This window comes from Caloranaerobacter azorensis DSM 13643 (assembly GCF_900129995.1).
In the GTDB taxonomy this organism is placed as follows: Bacteria; Bacillota; Clostridia; order Tissierellales; family Thermohalobacteraceae; genus Caloranaerobacter; species Caloranaerobacter azorensis.
In genome coordinates this window covers 1-10394 of the sequence record NZ_FQXO01000079.1, presented here as the reverse complement: position 1 = coordinate 10394, position 10394 = coordinate 1, and the positions used below count along the sequence as shown (strand labels likewise).

At 29.5% G+C, this 10394-nt stretch carries 12 protein-coding genes; all 12 read right to left on the bottom strand.

What is annotated here, in order from left to right; genetic code table 11:
- The coding region (locus BUB51_RS10560; protein ID WP_278294330.1) for a phosphoenolpyruvate-utilizing N-terminal domain-containing protein at positions 1-425 on the bottom strand (425 nt) is incomplete at its 3' end.
- 11 nt (positions 426-436) lie between these two features.
- Positions 437-700: an HPr family phosphocarrier protein gene (locus BUB51_RS10555; protein WP_073197631.1), complete on the bottom strand. Its 264-nt coding sequence runs from the start codon at positions 698-700 to the stop codon at positions 437-439.
- A 65-nt stretch (positions 701-765) separates the two neighbouring features.
- Complete coding sequence (gene pfkB, locus BUB51_RS10550; RefSeq protein WP_073197629.1) at positions 766-1692, bottom strand: 1-phosphofructokinase; 927 nt, start codon at positions 1690-1692, stop codon at positions 766-768.
- A 13-nt stretch (positions 1693-1705) separates the two neighbouring features.
- Positions 1706-2563, bottom strand: coding sequence for a tagatose bisphosphate family class II aldolase (locus BUB51_RS10545; protein WP_073197627.1), 858 nt, complete (start codon positions 2561-2563; stop codon positions 1706-1708).
- Between the two features lie 166 nt (positions 2564-2729).
- A complete protein-coding gene (locus BUB51_RS10540) occupies positions 2730-3458 on the bottom strand; it encodes a GntR family transcriptional regulator (RefSeq protein WP_073197625.1) in 729 nt (242 codons plus the stop codon).
- A 359-nt stretch (positions 3459-3817) separates the two neighbouring features.
- A complete protein-coding gene (gene nagA, locus BUB51_RS10535) occupies positions 3818-4999 on the bottom strand; it encodes an N-acetylglucosamine-6-phosphate deacetylase (protein ID WP_073197623.1) in 1182 nt (393 codons plus the stop codon).
- Between the two features lie 66 nt (positions 5000-5065).
- Positions 5066-5728, bottom strand: a complete 663-nt coding sequence (locus BUB51_RS10530) for an MtnX-like HAD-IB family phosphatase (RefSeq protein ID WP_073197622.1) — start codon at positions 5726-5728, stop codon at positions 5066-5068.
- A gap of 17 nt (positions 5729-5745) precedes the next feature.
- Positions 5746-6174 (bottom strand): PTS galactosamine/N-acetylgalactosamine transporter subunit IIA, encoded by a 429-nt coding sequence (gene agaF, locus BUB51_RS10525; protein WP_073197633.1) that lies wholly within the window; start codon positions 6172-6174, stop codon positions 5746-5748.
- 73 nt (positions 6175-6247) lie between these two features.
- Positions 6248-7057, bottom strand: a complete 810-nt coding sequence (locus tag BUB51_RS10520; protein WP_073197620.1) for a PTS system mannose/fructose/sorbose family transporter subunit IID — start codon at positions 7055-7057, stop codon at positions 6248-6250.
- Complete coding sequence (agaW, locus tag BUB51_RS10515) at positions 7047-7817, bottom strand: PTS N-acetylgalactosamine transporter subunit IIC (RefSeq protein ID WP_073197619.1); 771 nt, start codon at positions 7815-7817, stop codon at positions 7047-7049. The genes BUB51_RS10520 and agaW overlap by 11 nt, the downstream gene beginning before the upstream one ends.
- A 196-nt stretch (positions 7818-8013) precedes the next feature.
- Positions 8014-8487, bottom strand: a complete 474-nt coding sequence (gene agaV / locus BUB51_RS10510; protein ID WP_073197617.1) for a PTS N-acetylgalactosamine transporter subunit IIB — start codon at positions 8485-8487, stop codon at positions 8014-8016.
- A gap of 126 nt (positions 8488-8613) precedes the next feature.
- Entirely contained in the window at positions 8614-9792 is a 1179-nt protein-coding gene (locus BUB51_RS10505) for an SIS domain-containing protein (RefSeq protein WP_073197616.1), read from the bottom strand.
- Between the last annotated feature and the right edge of the window lie 602 nt (positions 9793-10394).

The following is a 10394-nucleotide window of genomic DNA, read 5'->3' as shown; positions in this document are numbered from 1 at the left end:
TTTATTCCTAGTAGCTGTCTTATTATTCTGTCTGATACGTCTTTTATGTCTAGGGCTCTTTCTTTCATGTATTCGTTGTCCATGTTTTGGAATATTTCTATGAATGCATCTGTTACTTGTTTTAGGGCATATTCTGCGTTTATTTTTTCTGTTTTTATTTTTTGCTGTACTTGTCCGAAGTATTCTGGGTCGTCTAGTATCATCATGTGGGCTTCGAATATTTTTGCTTCTTCTTGTCCTATGTTTTTTAGGGTGTGCTGGTATAGGTTCTTTATTTGCTGTTTGCTTACTTCTATTGCTTTGTTTAGTCTTTTTATTTCATCTTCTGTGCTATCTATTTCTTTCTTTTCTATTTTTATTTGGGCTTCTTTTTTTATTAGTGCTTTTCCTATGGCTATTCCCGGTGAAGCTGCTACTCCTTTCATGTTTTTGCCTCCTATTTCTCAAAGTTGTTTTCTACTAATGCCTTTAGTGCTTGTATAGCCTGTTTTTCGTCTTCTCCTTCTGCTGTTATTGTTAATTTGTCTCCTTTTCCTGCTCCTAGGCTTAATATTCCCATTATGCTTTTTGCATTGTATTCTTTACCATTTTTAATGATTTTTATGTCTGATGCATATTTTGATGCTTCTCTTACAAATACACTTGCTGGCCTTGCATGTAGTCCTGTTTCGTTTTTTAATTCTACTTGTACTTTTTGCATATTATTCCTCCTAATCTAGAAATTAATTTTTAGTTTTAATTGTTCATTCGACTACCAAGATTTTATTACAATTTACTAATCACTATATTCTCCATAATAAACTCTACATTCTTCAAATTTATCATTCCCGTTCCCTTTTCCATAGCATTAGCTGTACCACAAGCTGATGCAAAATTTATAATTTTTTCAAAATCAAATCTTCTAGCTATCGCAAATGCAAATCCAGCTATCATTGAATCCCCTGAACCAATCGAATTAATAGCATTTATTTTAGGAACTGTTACTTTATATAATTTATCATTATACATCACTATTGATCCTTCACTACCTAATGAAATAACTAATATTTCAACTGTGTATTGGCTTAAAATTTTTACAGATTTCAAAAGATCTCTTTCTGTATTTATCGTAACTCCTGTAATATCCTGTAGTTCTTGTATATTTGGTTTTACAAGAAAAGGAGAAGATTTTAAACCATATTTTAAAGCCTCACCACTTGTATCTAATATAAACTTAACATTCTCTTTTTTTGCTCTATTTATCAATTCACTATAAAAGTCAACAGGTATATTCTGCGGAAGACTTCCAGAAGCACAAATAATTTTACTCTTCTTTAAAATATTGTCATACTCGTTTAAAAATCTATCTATTTCATGCTTTGTAATTTTAGGGCCAGATTCAAGTATTTCAGTTTGACTATAATCATTAGACAAAATCGCTATACAACTTCTAGTTTCCCCCTTTATCTTAGTAAATAAATTCACTATTCCCATCTTATTCAACTCATTCTCAATAAATTCCCCATTTGCTCCTCCTAAAAATCCTAAAGTTACTACAGGCTCTCCTAATTGCTTTATAACTCTTGCCACATTTAATCCCTTACCTCCAGCAGTTACTTCTACTTGATGAACTCTAAAAACCCCATTCTTATTAAAATTTTTAACCATATACCTTTTATCCACAGATGGGTTTAGAGTAATTGTCGCTATCATTTAATTCACTCCTTCATTCCGCTTTTCCATCGCTATAACACATTTTAATTTTTCTAATTACAACCTGTTTCATAGCATTCTTCCCTGGAGTTAAATATTTTCTAGGATCATTAGCATTAGGATTTGACAAAAAATAATGTTTAACTGCATTAGCAAATGGAATTTTTAATTCAGTTGCTATATTCACTTTACAAATACCTAATTTAATAGATTCTTGTACACTTTTACTTGGAACACCTGATGCTCCATGTAACACAAGAGGTACTTTTACTTTATCTCTGATTTCCTGTAATCTTTTAAAATCTAATTTAGGCTCAGATTTATATAATCCATGAGCCGTTCCAATAGCTACTGCCAAAGAATCTATACCAGTTTTTTCAACAAAAGTTTTAGCTAAATCCGGATCAGTCATCATTGCATCTTTTTGACTAACATCTATATCATCCTCTTGCCCCATTAAGCATCCTAATTCTGCTTCTACTGTAACACCTCGTTGATGAGCATATTCAACTACCCTTTTAACTTTTCTAATATTTTCTCCAAATGATTCATGTGATGCATCTATCATAACTGACTTATATCCTAAGTCAATACACATTTTAATATAATCAAAGTCTTCTGAATGATCCAAATGTAATGAAATAGGAATATCATATCTTGATGCAGCAGCATTCCCAATAGCTAATAAATAATCTGCACCAGCATATCTTACAGTACTTGGTGTAGCTGCTAAAATTACTGGTGATCTTAGCTCATTAGCTATCTCTACTACTACTTGTATAGTTTCCAAATTATGTATATTGAAAGCAGGAACAGCATATTTTCTTCTTTGGGCATCTAAAAGCATCTGTTTAGTAGATATTATAGGCATAATTTTCCCTCCCCATATAAAATTTCAATGGATAATTATCAATCATTTAACTACTCGAAATATAATTTATCCTAAAAATCTTTTTAATCTAAAAATAATTTATATTTATTTTAGTATAGACATTATGTCGTTATTACCAGTTGTTTTAAAAAATTATTTTAAAAAATTATCTTTTTAATACTACATGATATTTAAATTTATCACCTCTAGCAATCCCTATTGTATATTCTATAATCGTTTCTCTTTCAAAAGTCAATCTTTCTATCATCATACTTGGAGAACCAGCCTTGATATTAAGAAGTTTAGCTTCATCCTCTCTAGTTAAAACAGATTGGAAACTCTCTTCTGCTCTAGTAAATACAGCATTAAATCTTTTAGTAAAAATGTCATACATAGCTTCTTTCTCCAAATCATTCTTCTTAATCCCAGGGAATCTATTATATGGTATATAGCTCGTTTCCAACATCATCGGCTCATTATCTGCAAGCCTCAATCTAGTAAATTTATAAATTTTCTCTCCTTTTTTTATATTCATCTTTCTTGAAATTTTTTCATTACAACCGATGATTTCGAATTCAATTACTTTTGAAGTCGGTGTTTTCCCTATCTTTTTCATCTCTTCAGTAAAACTATAAAATTTCAAAAGATCTTGTTTCATTTTTTCTGGCGACACAAATGTACCTTTCCCATGCTTTTTATAAACATATCCTTCTCTTTCTAACATTTGTATAGCCTGTCTGACAGTAGCCCGACTAATATCAAACTTGTCGCATAATTCTCTTTCTGATGGAATCTGGTCATTTTCTTTCAGCTGACCTGTTTCAATCTGTTCAATGATAATGTCCATTAACTGATAGTAAAGTGGTATTCTGCTATCTTTATTAATCATTCTCATTTCCAGTATCACTCGCCTTTTACTATAATTTTAAAACAAATAATATGCATAATATGGTCCGTACCAGTTACACGTTTATAATAATATAACTTTTAATTTCTGTCAACCCTATGCAAAAATTATTGTTCTCAATTAATAAACAATATTTTTATTCTATTAATTAAGCTTATCGACTTATGTCAAATTATAATAAAACAACTTAATAATCACAATCTTTATCCTTTTGTTTTATCCTTATATATAATTAACTTTTAATTGTATCAACTACACAAAATATCCTTGCTTAACCTAGGCCAATAAAATGTACCTTTTATTTATTATCTAATACGTTATTCTCCAAAGATATTTAAATACTTAAACTATTTATAACTTACTATATTTCCCATTACAATAGTTGTGAGTATTCTGATATTCTCATCAAATATAATTAAATCAGCATCTTTACCTATTTCTATACTACCTTTCTTATCACTAATTCCTATTACTTTAGCAGGATTTAAACTAGCCATACGTACTGCATCTTGTAGTGGGATATTAACCGTATTCACCATATTGTATACAGCTTTATTTAATGTAAGAGTAGAACCCGCTAAACTCCCATCAGATAATCTTGCTACACCTCTTTTAACATATACTTTTTGTCCTCCTATTTCATATTCTCCATCCTCAAGTCCTGTTGCCATCATCGCATCAGAAATAAGTACAATTTTATCCTTGCCTTTTACTTTTACAGCAAGCTCTATAGCTGCTGCATGGAGATGTATACCATCACATATAACTTCACAAAAAACTCTTTCATCATTTAATACTGCTCCTACTACCGCTGGTTCTCTATGAGAAAAACATCTCATTCCATTATAAAGATGTGTAGCCAATGTTATTCCTTTATCTATTCCAGTTTTCATTTCTAAAAATGTAGCATTTGTATGTCCTGCTGAAACAATAATACCATTAGATTTAAGATAGGTTATTGCTTCTAATGCTCCTGGAAGTTCTGGTGCTAATGCAACTATTTTTACAGTCTGATTTGAAACATCTAAAAATTCTTTTAACTCGTTTATTTCTGGACTTTTTAAAAATCTAGGAGCATGCGCTCCTTTCTTTTCTTGAGAAAAATAAGGTCCTTCTAAATACAGTCCCAACACTTGTGACTTTTGTTCTTTAAACTTATTTTTATTATTTTGTAATTCAATATAGTCTGCAACATTTTTTATTGCCATTTTTATTTCTTTTAATGAAGCTGTCATCGTAGTAGGCAAAAATCCAGTAACACCATTCTTTAAATGAAAATACGACATTGATTCTAATGCTTCAAATGTAGCATTCATAGTATCATATCCAAAATTTCCATGATTATGAATATCAATAAATCCCGGAGAAAGATAATTCCCATTTGCATCTATTATTTTATCAAAATTTTTTTCATCAAAATCATCTTCTTTTCTTAAATCTTCAATTTTATTATCTATTATAGAAACCGCATAATCTTTAAGAATTTCATATGGAGTTATTATTTTCGCATTTTTAATCAATATCTTCATTATTTCACCACTTTCTAATATGTTATTACCATATTGAATTATTATTTTTGCTTTTTACTAATCAATCTAATTGAATTTACTCTTAATTACTCTAAACACATCTAAAAAATCATTATACTTTATATAATTAATATTATTTTCTATACAGTATTTTTCTAAATCATTTTTTGCAAAAACTAAATCTACTTTTTCAGATATACATCTATCACTATATCCATCTCCAATATAAACAACATAAGTATTTTTATCTAAAAGTTTATCTAAATGATTCGTCTTACAATTTCCACACATTCCACACTTTGGGTTATAATATGGAAATTCTATTTTGATAGAATCTCCATTATCTATATATAAATTACTAAAGTACGGTATACCATCTAATTTATATTTATGAAGTATAAAATCTATATAAAAACTCATACCATCACTTATAATATATATTTCAAATTTATTTCTTTTACAATAGTTGTAAAAATCATAAAAATTTTTATCTATTTCTATATTTTTATCTATAAAATCAATAAATTTTCTAGTAGATTGAGTAGATTGAAACATACTTTCATAATAAAAAGTAAGGACATATTTGGAGCTCATTTCTCTTTGTATCCATTTTTTCTCATAATTTTCCCAATTTTTAGGTCCAAAATTCTTAACTAAAGCTACACCAACATCTTTTTTTATAATTGTTCCATCAAAATCAGTTAAGATCAGAATTCTTTTATCTATCATTTTATCCCTCTCCAATACTATATTCCGTTTATTTCTGTTTTCATTCTAGATCTGATTTGATCTGAAAATGCTTTTATACCACTTTCACCTGCTTCCAGCGCTTTATTCTTAATTTCTTCTACTGATAATCTGTTTCTATCAAATAAAATATTAATTATTGCAGGTAAATTACTTCCTGCAATAACATCACTGCACTTAATTTTTTTAGATAATAAAACACTAATATTAAATGGAGAGCCACCTAAAATATCAGTAAAAAATACAATTCCTTTTCCACTATCAACATCACCTATCGCCTTCTTTAATTTTCTTTGTAAATCTTCAATAGAATCATTAATCATAAAATCCACTGCTTCTAAATTTTCCTGTTTACCTACTATTAATTCTATAGAACTTTTTAAGCCTGATGCAAATTTCCCATGCCCTGTTATAATAATTCCAACCATTCTATTCAATTATCCTCCTTTCAATTTAACAGGGGAAAGTCAAAACGACTTTCCTCTGTTATTGTTTCATTTGTTATAGAATACCGAAAAATTTACCTACTATACCTATTAATATTGTTATCCCTATTAATTTTGTTGGTGACATACCTTTCTTCAATAAAAAGTACAATAAAAAAGTATATCCTAATGGAAGCATATTAGGCATAATCTTATCAAGAACATCCGTTTGAATAGCAACCTGCGCTTGTCCAGCTTTCACAACAAGAGGTGTACTTAATGATATGTACGATGCAATTAACCCTCCAACTACAGTCAAACCTACTATTGAAGCTGCATGCGATATAGCCTTCGTACCAGTTCTTAATGTTTTAACTGCTTTAACCCCTGTATTATAGCCATAAAATATACCGCCAAATCTTAAAACTGCATGAATCGCATTAAATATTAATAAAAATAGTATTGGTCCTGCAATATTCCCTTCGATAGCCAGCGAAGCACCTATCCCTGCAGTAATAGGAAGAAGTGTTAACCATATAATGGCATCTCCTATACCTCCTAATGGCCCCATTGTAGCCACCTTTATACTTCTAATCATATTCGGGTCTTCATTATTTTCTTCCATAGCTGCCACTATCCCTATAAGTGGTGTTACTAAAAATGGATGCGTATTAAAAAATTCCATATGCCTTTTCATTGCAGATGATAAATCTTCTTTTGATTTCTTTACCTTTTTTAAAGCCGGTAATAAACTATATAGCCAACCTGCAGCCTGCATTCTCTCATAATTAAATGACGCTTGTAAAAGAAATGATCTGACTGCCATTCTCCATAGGTCTTTCTTAGTTAATTTCCCACTAATTTGAGGTACAGTTTTAGATGCCATTAGTTCTTACCTCCTTCTTGAACTGTGTATTATCATCACTTGATTTTTTATTGTAAAAATCATACAAAGCTATAGCTAATCCTAAAATTGCTGTTCCAACTAATGTCAATTTAAAATAAGTAACAACAATGAACCCAACTAACAAGAAAGCAAAATACTCTTTTTTTAGCATTATCTTTAACAACATAGCGAAACCAATTGCTGGCATCATACCTCCAGCTGTTGCTAATCCATCGGTTAACCATGTAGGCATTTTTTGTACTATATTAGTAGCATATTCAGCCCCATAATATACTGGCAAGAAAGCTATAACTGCATACATTACAAATAGAATTGCTATACCTAAATAATTTATATTTTCTATTCCTCTAGTATTAGCCTCTTCAGCATATTTATCAGCTTTATGCATTATAGGTGAAAAAGCTGTAAATAGTAGTGTTATCAAAGCCTGAACTGCAATCGCAAACGGCACTGCAACTCCTACAGCTATTTTAGGGTCTTGCCCAGATAGTATAGCAAAAACTGTTCCAATGATACCCCCAATAACAACATTAGGTGGCTGAGCTCCTGCTAATGGAACCATACCCATCCAAACAAGTTCCAAAGTAGCACCTGTTATGAGCCCTGTTTTTATATCTCCTAATATTGCTCCAACAACTAGACCACTAACAACTGGTCTATGAATATGAAGTTGTACATCAAATAAATCAACTCCTGCAATACCAGCCCATAAAGCAATCAGTAAAGCTTCTGTTAACATTATACTTCCCCCTTGTTATAAACTTTACAACTATTAAAATACATTTAGAAACTACCTCAAAAGTTATCTTTCGTGTTTAAATATAAATTTAAAATAAATATAAATAAAAATTTTTTTATTGAACAAAAACATTCTAATAGCAGATCTCAATTTTGTCCAAAAACAACTATGCTTTATATGCCTATTTCATGTAAATTTAAATTAAATCCATAATATTTTGTCCTTTTTCATCAGGTACCCTTTTTATTTCCAATTCTACTCCCAATTTATCTAACTCTTTAAAAGTTTCTATATCTGCTTCGTCAACTGATACAGTTTTTGCAATTTGTCTTTTACCTTCTGAATAATGCATATTCCCTATATTTATTTTTTTAATTGGCACTCCGCCTTTAACTAATTTAAGTGCATCCTGTGGTGTTTCTACTACCAAAACAATTTTTTGATAATCCGCCGCATAATGTATTTTGTCAATAGTTTCTTGAATAGTAAAATATCTAGTCTCCATAGCATCAGATACTGCCATATCCATTAAACTTTGTTGAATTTCATCATTAGCTACTCTATCATTTGCAACTAGAATAAGATTTGCTCCTACATGATTTGACCAAGTCACAGCTACCTGACCATGTATTAATCTGTTATCAATCCTAGTTAATAAAATATTTGGCATTTCTTCACACCCTCCTCTCACTAAATTTTAATTAGTTATGTAATCTTAAAGCTATTAAAATATTTATTTTTTAATATTTAAAAAAACATTTCACATCAGTTATATTGATAAAAATAATGTTTATAATTAAAAATAAGGATATATTTTAACCCCTTTTACTACTCTATTAACACTACCGTCAGGACATGGATTATCAGGACTTATTCCTAATTCAATCGACTTAAAAAAAGCAAACATCTGTGCAATCAAAATATAATCAAGTATTAAATATACATCATCTTCATAATTTCTTTTAACTTCTTCTATATATATGAAATAATCAACTATATTCTCGATTTCTTTATCCAGATAATTAGATATTCCTATTATTTTCTTGTTGCCATTTTCACTATTCATTTCTTTAAGTAAATCTATCTCGTATTGTCTTGTATAACTATCATTTGATAAATATGTAAATATAAGTGTTTTTTCATTTATCACTGATTTAGGACCGTGTCTGAAGCCTAATGAGGAATCCCAATTAGTCATAACTATACCTCTAGTTAATTCTAGAACTTTCAAAGCAGATTCTCTAGCTAATCCCATTAATGTGGAAGAACCCAGAAATATTGCTCTATCAAAATCATTATGTGCGATATTTTTAATCTTTTCTGGATACTTTTCTAATATTCTTTCTCCCATACTAACTATTGCTTGTATATCAGATTCCAAGCTATTAATATTTTTGATATCAAAAAACAGTAATGAAGCAAGTACCATACATGTAAAACTTCCCGTCATTGCAAAACCTTTATCGTTAGAATCTTCGGGCATAAGAAGCAATAATGAATTATTACCTTGTAGTGCCTTTTTTGCAAGACTACCTTCAGGATTGCATGTTAAAAATATTTGATATAAATTATCCACCAATTTTTCTGCTAATTCAACTGTAGCTACACTTTCTGGACTATTACCCGATCTAGCGCAAGATATTAATAAAGTAGGAACATCTGAATGTAAATAATTTTCGGGATTGGATACTATACTAGTTGTAGGTATAGCCTCAAATTTTTGTGAATATATTCTATCTAAATATGGAACAACACATTCTCCTACAAACGCAGAAGTTCCTGCTCCAGTAAAAATAATCCTGATATTTTTTTCTTTTAAAACTTTATCTAGAAATTCTATTATTTTTTCTTTATTTTTTCTAATTATATTAAATGTTTCTTCCCACAACCTCGGTTGTTGCCTAATCTCTTTAGCTGTTATATAAGCATTGGTTCTTTTCAATTCAATTTCATCATATCCAAATATCTTCTCCATATCTTATTCCTCCCCATTACTATTCACTGTATTATATACTAATAATATTTCGATTTGTTATATCGTCATGTTGTTCGTACCAGTATGTTTAAAAAAACTATTTATTAACATACCCTATTTAGAACTATTACAGAATTCCAGCAAACCTTTTCATTTTATCCACAAAACATAATCTATATTTTGTCCTATCCATTTTTATACTAATTAATAATATAGTTGTAATGTGGTCCTTACCACTTACAATTTAAGTATAATATAATTTTTTTCTCTTGTCAATAATTTTTTATCTGGTTCAGAGATTTCGCATCAAATTTCCAGTAAAAAATTTGTTTTTACTAAAATTTTATTTTTTAACATTTACTTGAATAACTGGGAAGCCTGTAGACCGATAGGTCTTAAAAATAGTTACACCTCCCCCTACCCCAAGAAATTTTAATAATCAATTTCCAGTTTTATTTTTAATTATGTTTTTTCAAATATTGGATTTATCCAATCAGCTTCTATAGTAAATCTTTCATCTCTTATATCTTCAATAATATCTATCTGCAACATTCTTTTCTTTCTAAATCCTCTAATACACCTAAAGAAATATAATTGCATAA

Excerpts from the sequence above, each read along its gene's own strand:
- BUB51_RS10545 (WP_073197627.1), bottom strand. The coding sequence starts at position 2,563 with ATGCCTATAATATCTACTAAACAGATGCTTTTAGATGCCCAAAGAAGA.
- pfkB (WP_073197629.1), bottom strand. The coding sequence starts at position 1,692 with ATGATAGCGACAATTACTCTAAACCCATCTGTGGATAAAAGGTATATG.
- BUB51_RS10555 (WP_073197631.1), bottom strand. The coding sequence starts at position 700 with ATGCAAAAAGTACAAGTAGAATTAAAAAACGAAACAGGACTACATGCA.
- agaV (WP_073197617.1), bottom strand. The coding sequence starts at position 8,487 with ATGCCAAATATTTTATTAACTAGGATTGATAACAGATTAATACATGGT.
- BUB51_RS10505 (WP_073197616.1), bottom strand. The coding sequence starts at position 9,792 with ATGGAGAAGATATTTGGATATGATGAAATTGAATTGAAAAGAACCAAT.
- nagA (WP_073197623.1), bottom strand. The coding sequence starts at position 4,999 with ATGAAGATATTGATTAAAAATGCGAAAATAATAACTCCATATGAAATT.
- agaF (WP_073197633.1), bottom strand. The coding sequence starts at position 6,174 with ATGGTTGGAATTATTATAACAGGGCATGGGAAATTTGCATCAGGCTTA.
- BUB51_RS10520 (WP_073197620.1), bottom strand. The coding sequence starts at position 7,057 with ATGGCATCTAAAACTGTACCTCAAATTAGTGGGAAATTAACTAAGAAA.
- BUB51_RS10540 (WP_073197625.1), bottom strand. The coding sequence starts at position 3,458 with ATGAGAATGATTAATAAAGATAGCAGAATACCACTTTACTATCAGTTA.
- BUB51_RS10530 (WP_073197622.1), bottom strand. The coding sequence starts at position 5,728 with ATGATAGATAAAAGAATTCTGATCTTAACTGATTTTGATGGAACAATT.
- agaW (WP_073197619.1), bottom strand. The coding sequence starts at position 7,817 with ATGTTAACAGAAGCTTTACTGATTGCTTTATGGGCTGGTATTGCAGGA.